Origin of the sequence: Edaphosphingomonas haloaromaticamans, from assembly GCF_001853345.1 — a bacterium.
GTDB lineage: Bacteria > Pseudomonadota > Alphaproteobacteria > Sphingomonadales > Sphingomonadaceae > Sphingomonas_E > Sphingomonas_E fennica.
Genome location: NZ_MIPT01000001.1, coordinates 2,848,469 through 2,871,182, shown reverse-complemented (window position 1 = coordinate 2,871,182; position 22,714 = coordinate 2,848,469). Strand labels below are relative to the sequence as shown.

At 64.3% G+C, this 22,714-nt stretch carries 17 protein-coding genes and 1 pseudogene; 7 read left to right on the top strand and 11 right to left on the bottom strand.

The window, feature by feature from the left end:
* Positions 1 to 39: 39 nt before the first annotated feature.
* From BHE75_RS13165 to BHE75_RS24105, 3 genes are read left to right on the top strand one after another with little or no spacing between them, the layout of a single operon-like run.
* Positions 40 to 648 carry a plasmid pRiA4b ORF-3 family protein gene (locus BHE75_RS13165; protein ID WP_070935864.1) on the top strand — a complete coding sequence of 203 codons (609 nt, stop codon included), beginning with the start codon at positions 40 to 42 and terminating at the stop codon, positions 646 to 648.
* Positions 649 to 678: 30 nt separating this feature from the next.
* Entirely contained in the window at positions 679 to 783 is a 105-nt protein-coding gene (locus BHE75_RS24110; protein WP_139181841.1) for a DUF3768 domain-containing protein, read from the top strand.
* On the top strand, positions 783 to 962 hold the full coding sequence (locus tag BHE75_RS24105; protein WP_139181723.1) for a hypothetical protein: 180 nt from the start codon (positions 783 to 785) through the stop codon (positions 960 to 962). Before BHE75_RS24110 ends, BHE75_RS24105 begins: the two co-directional genes overlap by 1 nt.
* Positions 963 to 967: 5 nt before the next feature.
* Here the strand turns inward: BHE75_RS24105 and BHE75_RS13160 are convergent, their stop codons facing one another.
* The 5 genes from BHE75_RS13160 to BHE75_RS13145 form a co-directional block, all read right to left on the bottom strand.
* On the bottom strand, positions 968 to 3,685 hold the full coding sequence (locus BHE75_RS13160; protein ID WP_070934153.1) for a DEAD/DEAH box helicase family protein: 2,718 nt from the start codon (positions 3,683 to 3,685) through the stop codon (positions 968 to 970).
* Positions 3,664 to 5,349: a site-specific DNA-methyltransferase gene (locus BHE75_RS23330; RefSeq protein WP_254684447.1), complete on the bottom strand. Its 1,686-nt coding sequence runs from the start codon at positions 5,347 to 5,349 to the stop codon at positions 3,664 to 3,666. The genes BHE75_RS13160 and BHE75_RS23330 overlap by 22 nt, the downstream gene beginning before the upstream one ends.
* On the bottom strand, positions 5,346 to 6,809 hold the full coding sequence (locus BHE75_RS25305) for a GcrA family cell cycle regulator (RefSeq protein ID WP_368073065.1): 1,464 nt from the start codon (positions 6,807 to 6,809) through the stop codon (positions 5,346 to 5,348). The genes BHE75_RS23330 and BHE75_RS25305 overlap by 4 nt, the downstream gene beginning before the upstream one ends.
* 3 nt (positions 6,810 to 6,812) lie before the next feature.
* Positions 6,813 to 9,656, bottom strand: coding sequence for an SNF2-related protein (locus tag BHE75_RS13150; protein WP_070934151.1), 2,844 nt, complete (start codon positions 9,654 to 9,656; stop codon positions 6,813 to 6,815).
* Between the two features lie 228 nt (positions 9,657 to 9,884).
* Positions 9,885 to 11,744: a recombinase family protein gene (locus tag BHE75_RS13145; protein ID WP_139181722.1), complete on the bottom strand. Its 1,860-nt coding sequence runs from the start codon at positions 11,742 to 11,744 to the stop codon at positions 9,885 to 9,887.
* A gap of 63 nt (positions 11,745 to 11,807) precedes the next feature.
* Between BHE75_RS13145 and BHE75_RS13140 the strand changes: the two are divergent.
* The 3 genes and pseudogenes from BHE75_RS13140 to BHE75_RS13130 all read left to right on the top strand — a co-directional run.
* Positions 11,808 to 12,056: pseudogene (locus tag BHE75_RS13140) on the top strand (vgr related protein); the annotation flags it as partial.
* 33 nt (positions 12,057 to 12,089) lie between these two features.
* Entirely contained in the window at positions 12,090 to 12,563 is a 474-nt protein-coding gene (gene ybaK / locus BHE75_RS13135; RefSeq protein ID WP_070934149.1) for a Cys-tRNA(Pro) deacylase, read from the top strand.
* A 164-nt stretch (positions 12,564 to 12,727) separates the two neighbouring features.
* Positions 12,728 to 13,042, top strand: coding sequence for a hypothetical protein (locus tag BHE75_RS13130; protein WP_015457236.1), 315 nt, complete (start codon positions 12,728 to 12,730; stop codon positions 13,040 to 13,042).
* Positions 13,043 to 13,063: 21 nt separating this feature from the next.
* On the opposite strand, the gene BHE75_RS13125 is transcribed toward BHE75_RS13130, so the two are convergent.
* From BHE75_RS13125 to BHE75_RS13105, 5 genes are read right to left on the bottom strand one after another with little or no spacing between them, the layout of a single operon-like run.
* Entirely contained in the window at positions 13,064 to 13,483 is a 420-nt protein-coding gene (locus BHE75_RS13125) for a low affinity iron permease family protein (protein ID WP_015457235.1), read from the bottom strand.
* A gap of 24 nt (positions 13,484 to 13,507) precedes the next feature.
* Positions 13,508 to 14,617, bottom strand: coding sequence for an ABC transporter permease (locus tag BHE75_RS13120; RefSeq protein WP_015457234.1), 1,110 nt, complete (start codon positions 14,615 to 14,617; stop codon positions 13,508 to 13,510).
* Between the two features lies 1 nt (position 14,618).
* Complete coding sequence (locus BHE75_RS13115; protein WP_070934148.1) at positions 14,619 to 15,746, bottom strand: ABC transporter permease; 1,128 nt, start codon at positions 15,744 to 15,746, stop codon at positions 14,619 to 14,621.
* Entirely contained in the window at positions 15,743 to 16,780 is a 1,038-nt protein-coding gene (locus BHE75_RS13110; RefSeq protein WP_070934147.1) for an HlyD family secretion protein, read from the bottom strand. Before BHE75_RS13110 ends, BHE75_RS13115 begins: the two co-directional genes overlap by 4 nt.
* Positions 16,777 to 18,276 carry a TolC family protein gene (locus BHE75_RS13105; protein WP_070934146.1) on the bottom strand — a complete coding sequence of 500 codons (1,500 nt, stop codon included), beginning with the start codon at positions 18,274 to 18,276 and terminating at the stop codon, positions 16,777 to 16,779. Before BHE75_RS13105 ends, BHE75_RS13110 begins: the two co-directional genes overlap by 4 nt.
* Positions 18,277 to 18,723: 447 nt before the next feature.
* Between BHE75_RS13105 and BHE75_RS13100 the strand changes: the two genes are divergently transcribed.
* A complete protein-coding gene (locus BHE75_RS13100; protein WP_070934145.1) occupies positions 18,724 to 21,018 on the top strand; it encodes an Orn/Lys/Arg decarboxylase N-terminal domain-containing protein in 2,295 nt (764 codons plus the stop codon).
* A 39-nt stretch (positions 21,019 to 21,057) separates the two neighbouring features.
* Here the strand turns inward: BHE75_RS13100 and BHE75_RS13095 are convergent, their stop codons facing one another.
* Positions 21,058 to 22,656: a DcaP family trimeric outer membrane transporter gene (locus BHE75_RS13095; protein WP_070934144.1), complete on the bottom strand. Its 1,599-nt coding sequence runs from the start codon at positions 22,654 to 22,656 to the stop codon at positions 21,058 to 21,060.
* Positions 22,657 to 22,714 lie beyond the last annotated feature (58 nt).

The following is a 22,714-nucleotide window of genomic DNA, read 5'->3' as shown; positions in this document are numbered from 1 at the left end:
GAACTGGACAGCGCAAAGCACGCCCGTCAGCATGGCGGCATGACCGACCAGATCGCCCGGATTCGCATCACGCTCGAAGACTTGAAGCCCGCCATCTGGCGCCGCGTCGAACTTCCCGTCACCAACAGCCTCAAGACCCTGCACCTCGCGATCCAGGCCTGCATGCTCTTCGAGAACTACCACCTGTTCCGGTTCGATATCGGCGATGCCGCCTATGGCATCCGCTTCGACGACGATGATTTCATGATCCGCACCCGCGACGCCGCCAATATGCGCATCGGCAAGCTCGTCGAGCGCGGCATTACCAGCTTCACCTACACCTATGATTTCGGGGNCGATTGGCGCCATCGCATCGAGATCGAAGAGATCATACCCGCAANTCCCGGCATCGATTACCCNCGGTTTGTCGATGNCGAACGTCGTGCTCCACNCGAAGACGTCGGCGGAACCCCAGGATTTGAGGAGTTCCTCAATGCCATGGCCAAGCCGCGCCATCCCGAGCGCGCGTCCATGGTGCAATGGTATGGCGGCGTCTTCGATCCCACCGATATCAGCCCCGACGAGATCAACGCACGCATGGCGAAGCTCGCCAAGCGACGGGCACAGGGAAGAGCCGCCTACACCGACGCTAAATCCCGCGACAGCTAAGCGATGGCGGTTTCCTGACCACGCTTACAGATCGACTATTACCCGCGCGACCGCAATCGGCCAGATGATCCCGATCCGGCCAGCCCGGCCACGACCAGGCGCGTGATGACGATCATGTTGGCGGAGGAATATTGATGCGCCGCTACGACGCCCGCGACATAACGGAACACCATTATCGGGCGCTTCGCTTGCTGCTGACGCTCAACATGGCGGAGGCGCATATCGTCGTCCGCAGCAAGCGCGCTTGGCCGCCGCCAATATCCTTCTCACCTCGTCAGCCAGAAACACACGTCCCCGGCGACGCCATCAACTGACCGGCCTATTCGCTGGCGTGGGCCAACAGGCCGGCCAGCGTCAGGCTTTCCGTCACCTGCGTATCGGCGAGCAGAATGTAGCGCCAAGGCTTGCCATCGCCCTCAGCGGCAAACTCATTTGCGTTAGCGACCCACGCACGCGCAGCTCGGGCCTTTTCCACCACCACGGGATCGTCAAGTTCGCGCTCGGCCTTCACCTCGACGATCAGCTTGCAGTCGTCGCACTCCACGACGAAATCCGGCTCGTAGCGGCGGCCCCGGTCATATTCGATATCGAACTGGCCGGTCGCGGGGCGGAGCCATTTCAGAACGCGCGACATCCGGTCGCTGTCGATGATCGCAGCGAAGCGGCGCTCTGGATCGCTATCGAACTTCTGGAACTGATACGGGCATTTCTTGGAGCCGTAGAACAGGTAGCTCGGCGTCGATGATAGCGGATTGGCGGCCTCGGTAAGCGGAAGGCGCTTGGTCAGGCTCACGCCAAGCTGCTGAGGCTTCAGCGCCTTGAACGACCGCACGCGCCGCGCCCGATACTCCACCGGCGTTTCCCGGTAATGATCGCGCATCTGATCGAAGATGAAGCGGGCCAGCGCCTTGCCCTGTTCGAGCGCGACGGCCTCAACCTCTTCCTCGGTCGGCAGATAGGCGCGCAGCCGTTCCACCATCTGCCCGGCAAGCTTGTAGAGGAGGTCGGCCTGACTGTCGTAATCCACTTCGGGGAAATCGATCAGGTGGCGGATGACATAGTTTTCCACCCGCTTCTCGCGCGGGCCATCCTGCGACCGGGCAAGCTCGCGCTGCACATCTGTCCGCAGATTGCGGATCAGGATCGTGTCGGAGCTGGCGCGGAAACGGATGGCGTCAAGATTGCCGAGGTCGAAGTCGTCAAACCAGAAGTTCACCTCCCGGCTAGGCAGCACGACAATCTCCGGGATTTCGATGCTGTTGTCGGCAATGGACGCCGCAATCTGCGCGACCAGTTGCTCCACATCCGCCTGCGGCAGAACGGTGTCGAAACTTCCCTGCGCGGCTTGCGTCGCCTTCCGAACGTCCCGTGCGATTTCCGCCTGAACCTCGGGATTGCGAAGATCGGCCAGCCCGCCAGTCAATGTCCGCTCATATTTGTCGCGGATGAACTCCATCGTCGTGTTCGCATAGGCGACCTGTTCGGGCGTTGGCGGCACATAGGCGGCGCGCTCGTCGTTCACGCGCGCCGGAGTGTCGCCCGGCAAATCGAGCTGCCAGCCGGTGAAGATCGCCTCAGCGGCGGTCGGCACGGAGATGACTTCGCGATGCTCGGTCGTGATATCGCCGCCTTCGCCGATGGTCAGCGTTTTCATCGCAATGACGGAATTGGGCTTGCGCGCCTCCTGGATCACCTCGTCGAAGCGATCGTGCGCGATGACGGTCAGCGTATCGACCATCTCATTGCCCGTCCGCGCGCCATAGGGCAGGCGAAGGCCGCGACCGAGGGTCTGTTCGGTCAGGATTTCCGATGCCGATGCGCGCAGCGGAACGATGGTGTAGAGGTTGGTGACGTCCCAACCTTCCTTCAGCTTGTTCACATGGATCACAATATCGGTCTGGGCGTCGTGCTCCAGACTGACGAGCCGGGCCATCGCCTCGTTGCTTTCCTCGCCGGTCTGGTTCGAGTGAACCTCGATCACGCGACCGCGATAGCTGCCCTGAAAGAAGTCGTCGCTTTCGAGAAAAGTGTGGAGGTCTTTGGCATGATTGGTGTCGCGCGCGACGACCAACATGAACGGATGGACCGAAGGGTGCCCCGATTGCCGCGCATATAGCTCCAGCTCCACCTTCACCTGCTCGTGATAGGTGATGCCGTCCTCCAGCATGATCCGCTCAAGCTGCGCCTCGTCGTAGTCGGCGCGGCGGAAATTCTCGCGCGTGGCGACCGCCGGCTCCTTCACGTAGCCATCGGCCATCGCCTGCCCGAGGCCATAGTGATAGATCACGTTGCGGAAGTCCTTGGGACTTGCGCCCACGGTCTTCGGCGTCGCGGTCAGCTCCAGACCGAGCTTCGGCTTGAGGTCATAGACGGCGTTCGCGGCAGCCTTGGCGCGATAGCGATGCGCCTCGTCCATCAGCATCACCAGATCGTCGAGACCAGCGAGGTAATCGAAATAGCTCTCGCCGAGGGTCTCGCGGAAGCTGCGGATGCGGCCCTTTTCCTTATTGATCTTATCGACGTTGAAGATGTTGATGATCGCGTCGCCGATAAGCTGGGTGCCGCGAATGCCGCGCCCCTCGTCCCAGGTATCGCCGGTGACGATGATCGGCGGCGTCTGCGCGAACTCGGCGATGCCCCGGAAGACGTATTTCGGCGAGGACTGGCGCGAGAAATCCTCGACCAGCTTGTCATAGATCGTCGTGTTGGGGGCGAGCAGGAAGAAGTTCTTCGAACGGCCCGTGAGATAGAGGTAGGCGATGAACGCGCCCATCAGCCGGGTCTTGCCGACGCCAGTTGCCAGCGAGAAGCAAAGAGACGGGAAGGCTCGTTCGAAGCTTTCCACGGAAGGATAAGCGGCCGCAACTTCCGCGAGCAGTGCCTGCGTGTCCACTTCGCCGTGCCAGTCGATCCGATCCGCAATGTCAGCAAGGATGGTAAGCGCCTCATCCTGCGGCTTCCGCAAGGATAGGCGCTGCGCCACCTGACGGCGGATGCGCTGGTTCGGTGTCAGCGTTATGGGATCGGCCTCAGCCATTGGCTTGGCCCTCCGCCACGGCATCGAAAAGCGGCCCCGCGCTGTCTCCCGGTTCTGGTTCCGCTTCGGGCAGAGCCGCCACGTTCAGCGAATAGTCGTCGCGACCCCATTCGCATTTGGTGAGAATGGTGGAGGGTATCTTCCGGCAAGTCAGGTTCGGGAAGGCATCCAGATTTCCGGCTGAACGCCTTGGCGCAAATCATCAGCGTTCGGAGCGGTCCGACTTCCTCCGACAGCAGCCGTAACGCCTCGTGCGTCAGACTTTGCGTGGTGACATAAAGGAAGTCCGTCTCGCTGGACTGGCCGTGCCGCCAATATTCGGCTTCATCCTGCGATGGAGCGTAGGTGAAGCCAAGATGCTTGCACATCGCTTCCGCCAGCATTGCCCCATTGTATTCGCGCGCGATCACCCAATTGCCCCAACGGTCCTTCTCCAGCAGCGACGGTGCGAGTGTGTAATAGCGAAAACCACCTCCGCCTTTCCACTCGACTGCTTCGGATATGCCCCCCTGATCCTCGCCATCAATCACCTTGCGGAGACGCGGCACGATATGCGTCTCGGCATGGTCGCCAATCTCGACCATGATCCATCGGCGTCCCATCTTGTGCGCTACAGCGCCGGTAGTGCCTGATCCGGCAAAGGAGTCGAGCACGAGTTCGCCGGGCTGCGTCGTAACGTCCAGCACGCGCTGAATTAGCCGCTCGGGCTTTGGTGTCGTAAACGGCTCTATGCCTTGGAAGAGGGCCTGAACTTCAATCTTTGATGTGCGATTGCTTCCGACCTCATCATGTCGCCAGATGGTTTCTGGCGGGCGGCCCGTCGACCCTTCAGCATAAATCCGATAGTATGGCGACCATCCAGATCGTCCATTTACCCATTCAATTCGTTCTGCCTCTTTTGCAACCTTACTCGCGGACCAACGCCAGCGCCCCTCAACGCCATCTGGTCGCATCGGTAGGATTTCTGAGCCGTCGGGCGCGGTCAAAGGGAAGAACAAGGTAGGGCGCGCCTCTCGGGTATCGTCTCCGCTGCCCATCGCCCTTAGCGGCTTCGTGTAGTATTTCCGTCCCTCCGCATCGACCTTGTTAAAATGCGATGGCGCCTCACTATCCACGATCCTTGCTATGGAAGCATTCTCAATATTTTTGGCATACACAAGAACATGATCGTGGCGAGACGAAAAGTATTTAGAATCCATTTTCGGACTATCAGATTTTTCCCAAATCACATTTGAAACAAAATTATATCGCCCAAATATTTCGTCACATAATACCTTAAGATAATGCGCTTCGTTGTCGTCAATGGTTATCCATATTATGCCAGCGTCGTCCAGCAATCTCCGCAGCAATTCAAGACGGTCCCTCATCAGGGAAAGCCAAAGTGAATGCTCTAAACCGTCATCATAATGCTCGAACGCTGAACCCGTATTATAGGGCGGATCGATGAAAACGCATTTTATGGAGCCCGCATAGTCTGCTTCCAACGCCTTCAGCGCGAGTAGATTATCGCCCTTAATGAGCATGTTGTCGAACAGGTCGCCCTCGCGCCGGGTCGCCGCATGATAGCTCTTGTTCGGGTGCTCGATCAGGATACGCGGTTCTAGCTTCGGACGCTCCTCCTTGCCGGGCCAAGTCAGTTCGAGTTTGGTTTTCTTCGTCGTCATGGCGCGGTCGTTAACCCGTTCTCCAGAGTGTGTCGCGCGGATAGCTCCGCTTGCGATTGCATCGGCAAGCCGAGGCGCTTCGCCTTGCCAATGACGGCATTGCGGCTGACGCCGCCAAGCTGTTTCCCAATCTCAGCCGCCGAAGCACCCTGCGTCCAAAGCTTCTGGAGCAGCGCGACACGTTCCGCAGGCCAAGCTCCCGAGGGGGGTGCCTCCAGATCGGTGCGCGAAAGCTCCACACTTTGCGGAGAGGTTTCCGACGCTGGGACGGTGGAACCATCGAGCAGGGCGATACGACGAACTAAATCGGCCCGCTGCTCCTGATACCGCCGATATTTGGGCGAGCCGGAAAAGAACCTCTGCCCCTTCGCATCCAGCGCCGCCAGCATATCCATCAGCATGTCGCGCTCGACCGCGATTTTCCCGTTGGCCGGCGGCAATGGTTCGATGATCGTGAGCGGCGCGGACGGCATCACAGGCACGCTCAGTTCCGGCGTGGGTTGCTTCACTGACACGGCCAGCTTTTGGAGAATGGGCGACGCCTTGTGCAGATCGTTGCGGTCGCTATTCTGAGAGGCAGGCTTTCCGAAACCGAGCGCGAGCTGCTCCCGTTCCTTCTGGACCGCGGCCTCGGCTTCCGCTTTCTTCCGCGCCTGCTCGACAAGTCGCGCACGCTCGCGCGCCTCCTTCGCCCGCCGCTCTTCGTGCAGCCGTAATTCCTTGCCTTGGACGCGACGCAGGCTTGCGCCGCCCGCCCCATGTTCAGGGGCAAGCGGATTGCGCGGGCGGATCGCCCCAACGCCGTGCCAGCGCACGACGAAGATCGGCTCCACCTCGATTATGACTTCCTCCCGCCGCCACAACGCTTCTTCCAACCGCGTCGCGTTCGACCGGATTTGCGCGACCTCCGCTCGGCTGTCCTCGAAGATGGCATCGCTCTCCGCGTCCAGATCGGCGATGAGCTTATCGAAGATCGAGCGCGCTTCGACGGTCAGCTCGGGGAAACGGCGGCGACGGCGCAGGTCGTTTATCTGGCGCATCAGCCGATCGGTCGCCATCCGCGCCCGCGCTTCCACGGCGGCAACGCGCTCGTCCGTGGCGATCAGGTGGCGTTGCAGGGCCGAATTCGTCTCGCGCTGCCAGCGCGCATAAACCTGCCCCTCCTCCTCGCAGAGAAGTTCGTCGAGCAACTCGGGCGGATGCTCGAAACATGGGCCGAGATCGGACCACGAGCATTTGAGCAAGTTCGCCGCCTGAAAGGCGGGAATGGGATTTTCCCATTCGTCACATGCCGCGACGATCACCGTGCGATAGATTTCCGTGGCGCTTTCGAGCGTCGCTTCCGCGCCGAGAAGCCAGCCGTTCTCACCGCGAAAGCGCGCGACGTGCGACCAATGCCCCTCATAGGTGTCGAGGTCCAGTTCCATGCAAAGCGGTGCTTGGCGGAACTCCTCCAGCATGGATCACGCGATGGACCAGCGCAGGGTGAACAGCTCCTCGACACGGGGCTGGCGGTCGAGCAAATCGGAGAACTCATCCAGCCGCTCGTTGATTTCCTTGCCGATCTTCTTCTTCGCCTCGAACTGGCTCATTTTCAGCTCGTCGCGCGCGGCCTCCTTTTTGCGGATATCGCGCATGACGGCGACCTTCTCCTCCATGCCGAGATGGGGAGAAAGTTTCTGCCGGTTCAAATCCTTCAATTCCTCGTCGAGCGTGGCGATCTGAGCTTCGATCTCGATTTCCATATCGCGGGCGTAGCGGCCGAGGCGTTCTTCCTCCTCGATCAGCCAGGCATAATTTTCCTGCTTCATCCGCTCGGAGAAATGGCCAAACTCGAAATCTTGGAGCTGGGCCAGCCGGTCGTGCGGGACGCCTTCTGTTAGGCGACCGTCCGACTGCGCCGGCGCCATCATCATCTTGTCGCAGACCGCTGGCCTGACGAGTTCGCCTGCGTCCGTTTCGCCGACGACGATGATTTCCTCGCGCTCGGAGCCGGGGGTCGGCATGATGGCCTTGAAGGCGCGCATCCAGCCGGATTGGCCCGCCAGTTCAACAACGCCGCCAAGCTGGCCCGCATAGGGATAGTTTGCCGGATCGAAGCGCACAACTTCCGCACCATCGTTCGACGCGCGAGCCTTGGCGCGCTCGATCAGGTCGCTGCCGAGCCCCTCGTTGACGCGGAAGAACTGCCAGTCGTTCTCATCGGCGAGCGGCCATTTCGTTGTCCACTGCTTGCCATCCCAACCGAAGCTTTCGCTGTCCGGCGCGGGGAAGTCAGCTTCGGGCAGTTCGGCCTTGGCGACCATCAGCAGGCGTTGCTTGAACTCGGGCAATATCTGCGCCAGCGCCTCGTTGCGGCGATGGAGCTTGGCGACGACATCGGCGTCCATGTTCTCCAGAACCTTGGCGCGTGCCACCGCGAGGTCGGCGTCAATGCTATCCTGAATGCGGGCGGTCAGCTCGTCGAACTCGCGGTCGGCCTCGTCGGCGCTACGGCAGCTCTGTACGATCCGCAGCACTTCCTTCTCGAAATCAATGCCGTCCGTCAGGATGCCGAGCACTTCGTCGCTCGATCCGAAGACGCCCTCAAAGAGGTGAAGTTTCTGCTCCAGCAGCTCATGGATGCGGGCTTCGGCCCGGTTCTTCATGTTGAGCATGTTGACGACGGTGACGTCGACCAACTGGCCGTAGCGATGGCAGCGGCCAATCCGCTGCTCGACGCGCTGCGGGTTCCACGGCAGATCGTAATTGATGAGGAGAGAGCAGAACTGGAGGTTGATGCCCTCGGCTCCGCTTTCCGTCGCGATCAGGATTGCCTTGTCGTCGCTCCTGAATGCCTCGACAATCGCGGCCTTCATGTCTGCGGTTTTTGACCCGGAGATGCGGTCGGTGCCCGCGTGACGCTGCTTCCACGCCGCGTAAATTTCCTTGCTCTCGTCGTCGTTATTCGAGCCGTTCATCAGCACGATTTGCCCCGCATAGCCATTGGCCGTGAGCAGATCGCGGAGGTAGTTCTGGGTGCGGACGCTCTCGGTGAAGATCACCGCCTTGCGCTTGCCGCCCTTGTCGCGGATTTGATCCAACACGTCAGGCAGGTTCTGGACTAGCTTCTCGCCTTTCGCGTTCGAGCCGATCCGCGCCGCGAGGTCGCGCATAGCTTCAACGTGAGCGATTTCCGCCGCGAGTTTTGCGGGATCAATCGGCTCCTCGTCGAACTCCTCCTCATCGTCCAGCGTCTCGCGATCTTCCTCGAAGGCATCTTCGAGGTCATCGGTCATGTCCGGGGTGGCGCGCTGTTTGCTGCGAAGACGCTCCAGCAGCGTTTCGAGGTAGCGGGCAACCGCGCGGGTCGATGACCCGAGCATCTTTCTGGCCTGCAATACGACAAGCGCATTGTTGCGGCCGCCATAGGCGATGGTGCCGGTGTCCTGAAGATATTCCGACAGCATCTCGTATAGCGTCGTCTCCTCGTCATAGGGCTCGAACTGGAATGTGACCGCGTGGCGCTGGCGAAAGTTGATATGGCCGGCTTCCTGAACCTGACGGCGCAGCGTCCGGTTGCAGATCGGCTTCAACCGCTCGCGGAGGATTTCCTGTGAGGCTGGCGTGGCGGCGGCTCCGGCATATTGCGCGCGAAACGCATTTTCCCCGCCGAAGTGGGTATCGTCGATCATCGAAACGATGCCGAACAGCTCCATCAACGAATTCTGGAGCGGCGTGGCGGTAAGCAGTATCTTGAAGAAGCCTTCCGTGGCCTGCTTCAGAGCTTTCGCGCCCTTCGCGGTATTCTTCCGATGGACGTTGCGGAGGCGATGGGCCTCGTCGAAGATCACCAGATCCCACTTCGGTCTGCGGATATCATCCGCCTTACGGGCCGCGAACTCGTAGGAGCAAATCACGACACCGCCGCCGACTTCGAAAGGCCGGTGCTGACCGGCCTTCTTCATATCGTTGTAGGTCTTGGCTTCGAGAATGTGGCTCTTGATCGAGAACTTCTCGAACAGCTCCTGTTGCCACTGTTTACGGAGCGAGGCCGGGACAACGAGCAGGATGCGCTGTTTATGCTCGGCCCATTTCTGCGAGATCACCAAGCCGGCTTCAATCGTTTTGCCGAGGCCCACTTCGTCGGCCAGCAATACGCCTTTGGCATAGGGCGACTTCAACGCGAAAAGCGCGGCGTCCACCTGATGCGGGTTCATCTCCACGCGAGCTGAGGTTAGCGATCGGGTGAAGGCATCTTCGGCAGTTCCGGCGACGGTCAACCGATGCGCGTGATAGTGCGCCTGGATTGGCAGGTATTCAGTCATGTTCCCCCGTTCGACCTTCGCCGCTCAACTTCGATGATGCCTAGCGGCAGTAACCCCCGATTTCTAACGATAGGTAATGGACGTAGCCGAATTCAACCACTTGAGGAACAGAAAAGGAACCGATTTGATCGGGGCTGTGGATATCCGCCCCGCTGAGGGTCAATTCGGGGAGAGGGGCACTTGGGGCAGCGGGGCGCGGGCGCAGGCCCTGTGTGACCCGCGTAGGGGCTAAGCGACGCGGTTGCGCTTGCCCCGGCGAAGCGCGGTATCCAAGCGCGCGGCGGCTTCATGTCGAGCAACATCCGCCTTCGCAATCTCGTCCTCGGTTGCCGTCGGGATAACGGGGCGATTGAGAAGCGCGTCGCGCAACGCCTCGGCGTTCGTGGTGACAACCGTTCCATCGCGAAGCGTGTAGGATTGTCCGCCAGCAGCCAGTTCGGGAAGGAAATTGAAAGTCCCGACCGTGTTGCCCTCGTTGTCGAACTTGATGCCCGCCGCGCCCCCAGCGAGGAGAACGGTGAGTGTCCGCATTTCGCGGTCGCCCACCTTGTCCACCGGATCGCACCAGACTGCATCGACGACATTGCGGATGGCCTCGCGCACCTTGAGGCGAGCGTCGCGCATGGCTTCTACGTCGGCATCGTCTGCGAGTGCGTCCCGCACCTCCCATACGCGTTGAAGGTGGACGTTCGGCGCAAGCCGGCCCCGCGCTGCTTCCAGATCGCGCTCCACGCGCACGCGCTCGGCTTCCAACTCGCGCTGCTCCAGCTTTATCGCCCGAAGCTCCTCGTCAAATTCGTCCTGCTCGTCGTCATCGAACTTTGCCATTTTCCTGACCAGCCGCTTGGCTTCGGCCTTCTTGTTCTCGATGGCGCGGTTCAACTCCGCGAGCCGTATGGCAAGCGGCCCCGACAGGTCTTCGCGCTGGAAGAACCTCTCGTCCAACGCGAGGTGAAGCATGGCATCGAGCGCAGCTCGCTCGAAAATGCGGTAGTTGAAGAACTGGCTGTATTGGCAACCGGTGTGACGGGCGGCGCTGTCGCATTGGAGATAGGAGTATCCGCCGTCCTTCTTCGCGCGCCCACGCATGGCCATCAGCCCGCCGCAATGCTTGCAGCGGACGAGGGTAGAGAACAGGTTGCGGGCATAGGGCGCATATCGCCCCGAACGGGTCTGCCATCGCTTCGATGCGCTGGCACGAGCGCGGGCGACCAGATCGGCATCGACGGCACGAGGGAAGACATTCTCGATCCTCTCGCCGGTCTTTCGGCGCTTGCCGCTCTCCGTCACATGGGCTGGGTGATATTCGCCCTCGACGGCGGGATGCTTGAGCAGAATGCCGATATAGCTCCATCCCCAGCCTTTGCGGGTCGTGGTCGCGCGGCCTTTGCCCCAGCTCGGTACGCCGTTGTCGTTCAGGCGCTTGGCGATGCCCCAATAGCCGATCCCATCCGCCGCCCATTCGTATATCTGCTTCAGGACGGTCACGCGCTCGGGGATCAACTCGTAGCGGCGATCGTCGTGATCTTTGTCGATCCGTTCGCCGACGACCTTGATCCAAGCCGGCGGCTTGGCCGAAAGCACCTTGCCTTGACGGGTGAGCTGCTGTTTCCGCCGCCAAGCATCTGAGATAAGCTGGCTCTTCTTCTCGCTCTCGGTGTGATTGACCGTGGCGTGCATCACGATTTCCATGATGCCCATCAGGGCCATCGGGCCTTTCAGATAGGCGTCATCGAAAATACGCTCGCCATCGACCGTGGCGATCTTGATGCCCCGGTCGCAAAGGTCTTCCATCCACCGCTGCGTGACGCGCGGTTCGAGGCGGCTGAGCCGGTCTAGCTTGTGAACGACGAGAATAGTGCCGGCCGGCACGTCGCCGGCATCGACGCTGCGACGCCACTTACCGAGATTGCCGACGCTGAGGTGATGCCCCTTCCATGCGGACTGCCCCAAATCTTCAACTATCTGGATTACGTCCCAACCCTTGCGCTTGCAGAAGGCTTGGCATTCCTCAAGCTGCCGCTCCTTGGAGAAGCCTTTCTCCTGCCGCTTGGTCGAGAAGCGGATATAGATAACGGCATCGGTCACGCACAAACCCCCGGGATACGTCCCCAGCTTCTGCGTTGTGCGTTACTTTTCCGTTAGACAGCGCATGTCTGGCAGGCGCAGCGGCGGGGGCGGTGGTGGCTGCCGCTGATGCGCCATCCCTTCTGCCGTTACGGCTATCGCATCCGCGCCGGCTGGCCGCTCGACCGCTACGGGATCGAGCAGCAGGCGGAGATCGTCCGCCATGCCTTCCTGCTGCGCGCGGGATGCGTGGCGCCCGGCGGGGCGACGCTTGCCCAGTGCGAGGCCGCGCTGCCGGCGGACTGGGCCTTGCCGCGCGACGGCGCGGCTTGACCCTGGCGGGCGGCGATGGAATGAGCACGCATCATGTCCAAAGCCACGCGCGGAACGCAGATGCTGGCGAAGGCCGGAGTGGCCTTCACCGTCCATGCCTATGACTATGATCCCGGCGCCGATCGCGTCGGGCTGCAGGCGGCCGAGGCGCTGGGCGTGCCGCCCGGCCAGGTGCTGAAGACGCTGATGGCGCTGGTCGACGGCAAACCGGTCTGCGCGATCGTGCCGTCCGATCGCGAAGTGGCGATGAAGAAGCTCGCCGCCGCGCTCGGCGGGAAATCGGCGGAGATGATGAAGCCTGCCGATGCGGAACGGATCACCGGCTACAAGGTCGGCGGGGTCAGCCCTTTCGGTCAGATGCGCAAGGTGCCCGTCGCGATCGAGGAAGGGGCGCTGGGCCATGACGCGGTGTTCCTGAACGCCGGGCAGCGCGGGCTGCAGGTCCGTATCGATCCGCGCGATGCGGCAGCGCTGCTGGAGGCCAGGGCGGCGACGCTCGTTGCCTGAAGGCCGGCCCGGCTGTTCCGGCCGGGGCATGCAGGATTGCCACACATGCCGGGCAAAAATGCGGATTGCCCCAAAATGGTCATGGTGCGGGGCAACAAAGCGCCTTGCCAGCGATCGGCTTTTGCTTTCGACTGGGGTGGCCTTGCGTAATAGAGGGAATGACGATGAGCGTAGCGGGTAAGTCGATCGAGAGCGGCGGGGTCGAACGCATCCCGAGTGCGCCGCGTTCGAACTTCGTTTCGGAAGAACTGGCCCGCATCAGCTCGCTGCTGATCGACGCCTGCCCGCCGGAAGCGATCGTCAGCTTCCATTATGAAAGCGCGCTCCACGTTCATATCGACGTGCGCAACCTGGAACATGTCACCATCGTCGAAGCGCTGCTGCCCACGCTGGGCGCCGGCATCTTCCACGATATCCAGCGCGGCAATTCGCCCCAGCATCCCTTCTTCCACCGGGTAAGCGCGCGGGTCGACCGCTGATCGGCGGGGCCACAGGCCCCGTCATATCCGGGCGATCAGGCGGGCGACGGAAATGTGGCCCGCTCCGTGTTCCTCGTCCTCGTCTCCCTCCGACCCATATTTGCTTTCCAGCGCGCGGCGGATCAGCTCCAGCTCCGTCTCGGTCAGATGCTCGATGCCGATGAACTGGTTGCGCGCGCTCCTCAGCGCGCGGATCAGCTCGTCCAGCTTGGCCTGCATCGCCGCCGCATCGCGATTCTGGGAATTCTGGATCAGGAACACCATCAGGAAGGTGACGATCGTCGTCGATGTGTTGACGATCAGCTGCCACGTATCCGAAAATTGGAAGATCGGGCCGGTCAGTGCCCACGCCAGGATGAAACCGGCCGCCAGCGCGAAGGCCAGCGGTTGCCCGGCAAAGGCCGCGATGCGATTGGCGAACAGGGTGAACAGCCGGTTCATGGGGCACATCCTTCGCAAGAGGGATCAGCGGAGCGCGGCTTTTTCCCTGCCGCTCAGCCGCAGGAACGCGACAGCGCCGTAAATGGCTGCCAGCGCCGCGATCCCGGCCAGCCGGCCGGCCACGTCGCGCAAGGAGGCGCCCATCTCATTGAGCCGCACGAAGGTTTCCATCCCCATGGTTGCGGGCGAAAGATGGGCCAGCATCGCCACCGGCACGGGCATCGATGCGATCGGCCAGGCGGCGCCGGTCAGGAAGAACAGCAGGATCGATGTCGGGATCAGCACCTGCAGCGCCCGGTCCGGCCCGTCGACGATGCTCCCCATCATCATGCCCAGCGCGCTGACCGCGAGCGCGAAGATCGGCACCGCTACGAACAGGGCGGGCACGTTGCCGGCGCGCGGCATATCCTGGAACCAGTATATCCAGCCGAAATAGAGGAAGGCGCCCATGATGCCGATCAGCGCGATCGCGCACCACGTGCCCAGGAAATCGGCGGTGCCCCACGGTGCCGGCTCTTCCCGCCGCCGGCCGGCCACCAGCATCGCCGATCCGAACAGCAGGGTCTGCTGCAATATGATCGCGGCGACGGCGGGAAAGACATAGTCGGCATAGCCTTCGCGCGTGTTGAACAGCGGCCGCTGCACGATCGCGATCGGCGCCTGGAGGTGCAGGCCCTGCGCCACATGCCCCAGCCGCTGCGCCGCCGCGCCGATCGCGGCCGCCTGCACCGCGCCGCCGATGTCGCGTGCGCGGATCAGGTAGGTGCCGTTCACCCAGATGCCGATGCCCGCGCCGGGCGCGCCGGTCAGCAGCCCGCGCTCCAGCCCCCTGGGCAGCATCAATATCCCGTCCGCCTCCCGGTCGCGCACCAGCCGTTCGGCCTCCGCCGCCGATGCCGCCTCGGCCACGATCCGCACCTCGCGCGCGTCCCCCAGGTTGCGGATGACCTGGCGGGTCAGCGGGCTGCGTTCCAGATCCACCACCACCACCGGCAATTGCCGGGCCGTCTGGTGGGCATAGGGCGCGGGATAATAGAATCCGTAGAGGATCACCGCGACGATGATGATCGACGCGAGCGCGAGCGTGGTGAATATGGTGCGGAACACGCCCGCGAAGGCGGCGCCGAACCCCATCTCAGCCGCGCTCCCGCCGCCGCAGCGCCAGCGCGGTGACCGCCGCCGGCACCAGCAGATAGGCCGAAAGCATTGCGATCGTCGGCAGCGCCACCCGCACCGGCGCGCCGAGGAACTGGTCCATCTGCAACCGCAGATAATGGGTGAAGGGCAGGACCTGGCTCCACCCGCGGGCAAAGCCCGATCCGCCCGTCAGCGGCAGCGTGCCGCCGGAATAGGCCAGTGCCGATCCGGCATAGAGCGCGCTTGCCGAGAAGGCGACGCTCGCGTTGCCCGTCACCGTCACCAGCATGGCGGAGATGCTGGCCGTGCCCGCGAACAGCAGCGCCTGGGCGAGGAGGGTGAGGAGGATGCTGCCGTTCATCGTCCAGCCGCGCACGCCCGCCACCCAGATCAGCCAAACCGCGCCCCAGCCGGCGAGCAGGATCAAATAGGGCGCCATCTTGCCCGCGAGCGCCGCCATGCCGCCGCCCGTTTCCGCCCGCCAGCGGGCGAGCGATTCCCCGTCAAGCTCGCGCCCGATCGCCATCACCGCCACGCAGGCCGTAAGCAGGTGGAGCACGGCGGGATGGATCAGCGCCTGCAGATACCATTCGAAGCTGGTCTGCGGGTTGAACAGCACCGCCGCCTGCACGCGCGGCGGATCGATGCGGATCGCCGGCAGCCCGCGCGCATGCAGCACATCCAGCCCGCGTTCGGCCACCACCGCTTCCACCGCGCTCCCGATCCCGTTCGCGGCGCTCGATCCGATGGTCAGGAAGGATGCGTTGAAGAGGATGTGGATGGCGGGCGTCGTATCGCGCGAAAGGCCGGTGCCCGCGTCGCGGGGAATGTGCAGCACCGCCCAGACCACGCCGGCCCGCACCATCCCTTCCGCCTCGGCCAGGGTCGCCGGCGTTTCGGCGATCGTCACCGCCGGCGCGGCGGCCACGGCCCGGACCAGCGCGCGGCTGAAGGCGCTGTGATCGTCGTCGACGATGGCCACGGGCAGGTGGCGGGGCACGGCCGCGATCAGCATCGCCGCCACGATCATGATCGCGGCCGCCGGAAACAGCGTCACCATCGCCAGATCCCAGCGATTGCGCCGGAGATGGGCGACCTCGCGGGAAAAGGCCCTGGCGAAGCTCATCGCGGCCAGGCGAACAGCACGCTCATCCCCGGCCGCAGCCCCGCCACGGGGCGGGTGGGGCGCAGCTTCACCTCGAAGCTGCGAATGTCGAAGCCGGAAGACTGGCGCGTTGCCCGCCAGGTGGCGAAATCCCCCTGCGGATCGATATGATAGACGGTGAAGGGCACGCCCTTCAGCTTGAGCGCCGGTATGTCGCCGCGCATTTCCAGCCCTGGGGCGATGCCCTTGTAATCGTTCTCGCGGACGTTGACCGCGACCCAGGGGTGGGCGGTGTCGATGATCTGGTAGATCGGCACCGCCGGGCCGACGATCTCGCCCGCTTCCGCCAGTTTCTTGCTGACCTCCCCGCCGATCGGGGCGATCAGTTTCGTCTCGGCCTGCAAGGCTTCGGCGGTGGATACGCCGGCGGCGGCGACCTCGACCTGCGCGCGGGCGACATCCTTCTCCTCCGCGCGGGTGCCGGATACGGCCTTCAGATATTGCTGGCGGGCGGCCTCCGCCTGGGCGGCGCTGGCATCGCGGGCGGCGTGGGCCTCGTCGCGCCGCTGGGCGGCGATCACCCCTTCGGCGAACAGATTGTCGGCCCGCCGCGCGGTGACGGCCGCCAGCCCCGCCGCGGCTTGCGCGGATTGCCATACGGATCTGAGCGCGCGGACGTCCTCGGCCCGGTTTCCCTCGTTGGCCATCGCCTCCAGCGCCCGCGCGCTCGCCAATGCGCCTTCGGCCTGCCGGCGGCCGGCGTCGATCTCCGGGCTGGTGAGCGTCGCGAGCAGCGCGCCGGCCTTCACCGTCTGCCCTTCCTCGGCGATCAGCTTCTCCACCCGCGCCAGCGCCTTGGTGGCGACGTTCACCTGATCGGCATCCACCATGCCCTGCAACTGCGGCGGCGCCGGCCGCGAGGCGAACCACAGGCCGACGGCCAGCGCCAGCGCGACGATCAGCAGCGCCGCGACCAGCAGGCGCCGGTTGCGCGGCGGCACCTCGGCGGGTTCGGCGGCAGGGGAGGCGCCGGGGCGCTGGCTGATGTCCGTCATGGCGCGCTGATCCGATCGGCACGGGCGAGATAATCGGGAAAGCTGTCGCCGCGATTGCTGGCGGCGAGCAGGGCGGAAAGCGCCACCACATATTCATAGGCGGCGGCGATCCGCTGCGTGCGGGCCAGCGACAGGGCGGTGCGCGCGTCGATCAGCGCGGCGGCGGTGCCTTCGCCCTCGCGGAAAGCCACTTCCTGCACGCGCAGATTCTCGTTCGCGGCCGCCAGGCTGGAATCGAGCGACAGGAAGGATCGCCGCGCCGTTTCGACGAGATTATAGGCACGGTTCGTCTCGATCGCGATCGTCTTGCGCGCGTCGCGGGCGGCATCGTCCGCCGCCTGCCGCCGCTCGCGCGCGGCGTTCAGCGATCGCTGGCGATCGATGTTGGATAGCAAGGTGTATCGCACGCCTACGCCGGCGATCCAGTCGGGATCGGTGGGCAAAGCATTGTCGCGGTTGAAATTATAGGAACCGAAGGCGAAGGCCTGCGGCCGGAAGCGCGACCGCGCCAGATCCTCGCCCGCGCCGGCCAGATCGCGGGCGGCATCGGCGGCGCGCGCCTGGGGATGGCCCTCGCTCGCGCTGGCCAGGAACTGGTCGAGCGGCTCGATCGGCCGGGCGTTCACGAACAGCGGCGTCGTCGGCCGCACGCCCGGCTGGGCATCGAGCAGGCGGGCCAGCGTATCGGACGCGGTCGCTTCCTCCAGCGCCGCCCGTTCCACCGCGCGCTGGGCGGCGTCACGCGCCACCTGCACCTGCAGCACGCCGGCGCGCGGCAGCACGCCTTCCCGCTCCATCGCCCTGGCATTGGCCAGATGGCGGTCGAAGCCGTCGCGCGTCTCGACCGCGCTCGCCAGCAGCGCCTGGGCAAGCTGCTGCCCGAAATAGGCCTGGACGAGCTGGATCTGCGAAAGGCTCTGCGCGCCGGCTTCCTTGGCGCGCGCCAGCGCCACCGTGGCGCCCGCGCCGCGCTGCACCGCCGGGATCGCGCCGCCGGTATAAAGGGGCAGGGCGGCCGTCACGCTCGGGCGGAACACCGTGTCGCGCACCCGATAGTCGAGCGTGTCGGGGATCAGCGACAGCAGTCCCGGCAGCGCCTGCTCGATCCGCCCGGTCACCTGCTGGACGATGCCGGCGAATTCCGGCGGGAACTGGCCGGGCAGGCCGTCCAGATAATCCGACGTCGCGTTGGCGAAGGCGTTCTTCTCCCCCGTCAGATCGACCGAAAGGCTCTTCTGATATTCGATCACCGATGCCGATGCGCTCACCACCGGCCGGTTGAGCGCCTTGAGCGCGGCCGCCTGCTCCTCGCTCGCGCGCACCTCATGCCCCGCGCCGCTCAGCGAAGGCGATACGCGCGCAAGCCGTTCCCGCGCGGCATCGAAGCTTATCGCCATCCGTGCCGTATCGGACGGCGTGGCGGCGGCGGGGGAAATCTGTTCGGCGGGGGCCGCCATCGCGGCCGGGAAGGGGCCGGCCGCCATCAGGCCCGCCATGGCTATCCCTCGTGCGGCCGGGCGAAGGGCCATTGTCGCGATGCGGGCGCGAGGCGACTCCATAGCGCGTTACATTAATGCAGGAATTCGCGGGCCGCCAGATAACAACGCGCCAGGTTTTTTCGGTTGAACCACAGCATGAAAGGGCGGATATTCCACTCCGCATCGCGACCGCAGGACTCATCAGCCGGGGAGCGTGAACTATGCGCAGATCTTCGTGCCCAGTCTTTTCTGTGGTCGATCGGTTGCGATCATCCGGCCGCTTGCCGGAAAGCCGATACCTATTTTCCTCATCACCAACTGAATTGATCGGTGACGCTACGGCGCCGATGAAAATCTGTCATTGAAATGACCCTCGCCTGAAACCCGATCGGTTCCCGTCATGATGCGACCACCGGCAAGCGGTGGCGCCGCTCTTCCGTTCCCGTCTGTGTGAAGGAGTATGCGATGCCGTCACAATCGAGCCTCAGGCTGGCGATGCGCGCCCTGCTGGTGCGCGAAACCTTCGGTCCCGATTCCGCCGCCGGCCGCGCGGTCGATCATCTGGTGGATGATCTGGAAAGGCGCGAAATCGATGTGGTCATCTCCTCCACGGTGGAAGATGCGGTGGCGATCGTCTCCACCGATCCCTCGATCCAGTGCCTGCTGCTCGATTGGGAACTGGGCGCGGGCGGGGATCACCAGCCGGCCATAACCGTGCTGGATGCGATGCGCGCCTTCAATGCCGACGTGCCGATCTTCCTCCTCGCCGATCATAGCGCGGCGTCCTCCATCCCCACCGATGCGATGACGAAGGCGGACGATTTCATCTGGCTGCTGGAGGACACCACCGATTTCATCGGCGGCCGGGTGCTGGCCGCGCTGCAGCGCTACCGTTCCACCGTGCTGCCGCCGATGTTCGGGGCGCTGGTGGAATTCGCCCGCACCTATGAATATTCCTGGCACACGCCGGGCCATACCGGCGGCACGGCCTTCCTCACCTCGCCGGTCGGCCGCGCCTTCTTCGAATTTTTCGGGGAAAGCCTGTTCCGGTCCGATCTGTCGATCTCGGTCGGCGATCTCGGCTCGCTGCTGGATCACAGCGGCGCGATCGGCGACGGCGAACGCTATGCCGCAGGCGTGTTCGGATCGGATCGCACCTATTATGTCACCAACGGTTCCTCCACCTCGAACCGGGTGATCCTGATGGCCAGCGTCACCCACGACCAGGTGGCGCTGTGCGACCGCAACTGCCACAAGTCGGTCGAGCATGCGATGACGCTGTCGGGCGCGATCCCCTGCTATCTGATGCCCACCCGCAACGCTTACGGCATCATCGGCCCGATCCCGCCGGAACGGCTCACCCCCTCGGCGCTGCGCGTGCTGGTCAGCGATAATCCGCTGGTGAAGGACGGGATCGATCCCGCGCCCGTCCATGCCGTCATCACCAACTCCACCTATGACGGGCTCTGCTACAATGTCGCGCGGGTGGAGGAACTGATGGGCGAGAGCGTCGATCGCCTCCATTTCGACGAGGCGTGGTATGGCTATGCCCGCTTCAACCCGATCTACCGCCAGCGCTTCGGCATGCATGGCGAGCCGGCGGAGCGCGATCGCGCGGCCATGCCTAGCGTGTTCGCCACCCAATCGACGCACAAGCTGCTGGCGGCCTTGTCGCAGGCGTCGATGATCCATGTGCGCGACGGCCGCAACCCGATCGATCATGCCCGCTTCAACGAGGCGTTCATGATGCATGCCTCCACATCGCCCTGCTATCCGATCATCGCGTCGAACGACGTGTCGGCGGCGATGATGGATTCCTCGGGCGAAAAGCTCACCGGCGCCTCGATCCGCGAGGCGATCGCCTTCCGCCAGACGGTCGCGCGGCTGAATGCGGAGATCGCCGATCAGAATGGCTGGTTCTTCGATATCTGGCAGCCGCCCACCGTCACCGACACGCGCGGCAAGACGGTGGCCTTCCACGAGGCGGACCCGGAGTATCTCGCCAGCGAGCCCGGCTGCTGGCACCTCGCCCCCGACGCCGAATGGCACGGCTTCGGCAATATCGAGCCGGGTTATTGCATGCTCGATCCGATCAAGGTTTCCGTGCTCACGCCCGGCATGGACCCGGACGGCGGCCTCAGGGCGGTGGGCATCCCCGCCAGCATCGTCACCTCATACCTCGCCGCGCGCGGCATCGTGGTCGAGAAAACGACCGATTTCACCATCCTCTTCCTCTTCTCGATGGGCGTCACCAAGGGGAAATGGGGCACGCTGGTCAACGCGCTCCTCGATTTCCGCAAGGATTATGACGCGAACGTGCCGCTTTCCCGCGCCATCCCCTCGCTGGTGAAGGACCATCCCGATCGCTACGGGAAGATGGGCCTGCGCGAGCTGGCGGACCTGATGTTCTCCGCGATGGACGAACTGAAGACCACGCACACCATGTCCGAAGCCTTCAGCATCCTGCCCAAGCCGGAAATGAGCCCCGTCGCCGCCTATGAGGAGCTGGTCCGCGGCCGGATCGACCGGATCACGCTGGACGAGCTTGCCGGCCGCACGCTCGCCACCGGCATCGTCCCCTATCCGCCGGGCATTCCGCTGATGATGCCGGGCGAGAATGCCGGCCCCGCCGATGGCGCGCTGATCGGATATCTGAAGGCGCTGGAGGCGTATGACCAGCGCTTCCCCGGCTTCGGCCACGACACGCACGGCGTGGAGGTGGAGGACGGCCTCTATCGCGTGATGGTGCTTAAGAAGTGATCGGCGCGGGGCCGGGCGCCGATCAAGCCCGGCCCCGCATCACCGCACGAAATCATATTTCACCGTCGCCTGGATGCGCGATGCGTTGCGCGACAGATCGTTCTGCCGCTTCTGCCAGCCGAGCAGCCCTTCCAGGCCGACGCTGAGCGAGCCGGCCGGCGACCAGATCAGGTTGAGCGCGCCATAGCGGGTCTGGGCGATGTCGTCGGGGTCGAGATAGCCGCCGTCGCTCAGCTTCAGCGCGCTCAGCACCAGGTTGGACCGGAAATCCTCGCTCCAATAATGGGTGTAGCCCGCTGTGCCGCCGATCATGCGGGTCAGCCGGAGCCGGCCGTCCGGGCGGATGGCCGCATCGAGGCCGAGGCCGTTCAGATCGTTCATGTAGCGCGCCACGCCGGCGCCATAGGTGACGGAGGCAAGGAACAGATCCTTGTCGAACAGCGAGACCGATCCCGAGGCGGTGACGCCGTAGGCCGTGGCGCTGTCCCCGTCTCCGGTCACGCTGTCGCGATAGGATATGCGGCGGATCAGGCCGCCCAGCTGGACGTGCCCGCGGCTGTCCTCCAGCCGGCCGAGCAGGACGATATCGGGCATCTTCTCCACCGTCTTCTGCGGATCGGCCAGTTGCAGGTCGCTTTCCGGCCGTTCGATCGAAACGGTCAGGCTGGCGCCGGGCGCCACCTTGAAGGATTGGCGGACCGAGGCGGTGCGCAGGAAATTGACGGCGCCCGGCCCCCAATCGTCCAGCGTGTCGGGCAGCACGTCCGCATCCACGAAGGCGGAATAGCCGAAGCCGCCATAGGTGTTGCCGAGCTGGCCATAAGCGTGGTGGAGGGCGAAGCCGTAGCTTTCGCCGTCGCCGTAGAAGTCGTTTTCGACATAGAAACGCAGGCTGCCGCCCAGCACCGAGGGGCGGCGGACCTCCATGGTGAAGCGGGTGCCGCGGGCGTTGACGGTGGCGCGGTGGCCCACGCGCTTGCCGAAGGGAATGGCACCGGCGTTGAATTCGTCGCGATCGCCGACGAAGGAGGGATCGACGATCGCGTCCACCTTGGCATAGCCACCGATGCGGATGGCGGTTTCCGTGCCCGGTATCTCGATGAAGCCCTTGAGGTCGGGATCGTTGGGTGGGGCGGCATTGTCGATCCGCGAGGCGCCGGTGATGTTGTCGCCGATCGTCTGCCGGGGCGGCAGCCGCGTCGCGGGAACGCCGAGGCGGCCGGCCGTGGAGGCCGTGGCGGATGCGATGCCCGTCGGCGCCGGCTGGCCAGCGGGCGGAATGGCGGCAGGCGGAAGGGCGGCGGGCGGCGGCTGGGTCCCAGCCGAACGGGTCGGGGCCGGCCCGGCGGCGGCGGGCGATTGCGGGGCGGGGGATGCCTGGCCCGATGCTTCCTGGCCCAGCGCTTCCTGGCCCGGCGGGGGCAGGGCGGCCTGCTGCGGCGCCACCGCATCCAGCCGGGATTTCAGTTCCCTGACCAGCGAGCGGAGCTGCTCGACCTCGCCGCGCAGCGCCTTCACTTCGGCGGCATTATCCTGGCCGGCGGCCTGATCGGCCGCCCGGGCGGGCTTGCCCGTGCCCACGCACATCAGCGCCAGCGCAAGGGCAGGGCCGGCTTGCCGCGAAGACAGGATCGCCATGGATCGCCCCCATTTTAGCGACGGTATCGGAAGTCCCCGTCGACGGGGATTAAATCGC

Excerpts from the sequence above, each read along its gene's own strand:
- BHE75_RS23330 (WP_254684447.1), bottom strand. The coding sequence starts at position 5,349 with ATGACGACGAAGAAAACCAAACTCGAACTGACTTGGCCCGGCAAGGAG.
- BHE75_RS24105 (WP_139181723.1), top strand. The coding sequence starts at position 783 with ATGCGCCGCTACGACGCCCGCGACATAACGGAACACCATTATCGGGCG.
- BHE75_RS13105 (WP_070934146.1), bottom strand. The coding sequence starts at position 18,276 with ATGGCGGGCCTGATGGCGGCCGGCCCCTTCCCGGCCGCGATGGCGGCC.
- BHE75_RS13150 (WP_070934151.1), bottom strand. The coding sequence starts at position 9,656 with ATGACTGAATACCTGCCAATCCAGGCGCACTATCACGCGCATCGGTTG.
- BHE75_RS13160 (WP_070934153.1), bottom strand. The coding sequence starts at position 3,685 with ATGGCTGAGGCCGATCCCATAACGCTGACACCGAACCAGCGCATCCGC.
- BHE75_RS13110 (WP_070934147.1), bottom strand. The coding sequence starts at position 16,780 with ATGACGGACATCAGCCAGCGCCCCGGCGCCTCCCCTGCCGCCGAACCC.
- BHE75_RS13120 (WP_015457234.1), bottom strand. The coding sequence starts at position 14,617 with ATGGGGTTCGGCGCCGCCTTCGCGGGCGTGTTCCGCACCATATTCACC.
- BHE75_RS13095 (WP_070934144.1), bottom strand. The coding sequence starts at position 22,656 with ATGGCGATCCTGTCTTCGCGGCAAGCCGGCCCTGCCCTTGCGCTGGCG.
- BHE75_RS25305 (WP_368073065.1), bottom strand. The coding sequence starts at position 6,809 with ATGCTGGAGGAGTTCCGCCAAGCACCGCTTTGCATGGAACTGGACCTC.
- ybaK (WP_070934149.1), top strand. The coding sequence starts at position 12,090 with ATGTCCAAAGCCACGCGCGGAACGCAGATGCTGGCGAAGGCCGGAGTG.
- BHE75_RS13100 (WP_070934145.1), top strand. The coding sequence starts at position 18,724 with ATGCCGTCACAATCGAGCCTCAGGCTGGCGATGCGCGCCCTGCTGGTG.
- BHE75_RS13115 (WP_070934148.1), bottom strand. The coding sequence starts at position 15,746 with ATGAGCTTCGCCAGGGCCTTTTCCCGCGAGGTCGCCCATCTCCGGCGC.
- BHE75_RS13130 (WP_015457236.1), top strand. The coding sequence starts at position 12,728 with ATGAGCGTAGCGGGTAAGTCGATCGAGAGCGGCGGGGTCGAACGCATC.
- BHE75_RS13125 (WP_015457235.1), bottom strand. The coding sequence starts at position 13,483 with ATGAACCGGCTGTTCACCCTGTTCGCCAATCGCATCGCGGCCTTTGCC.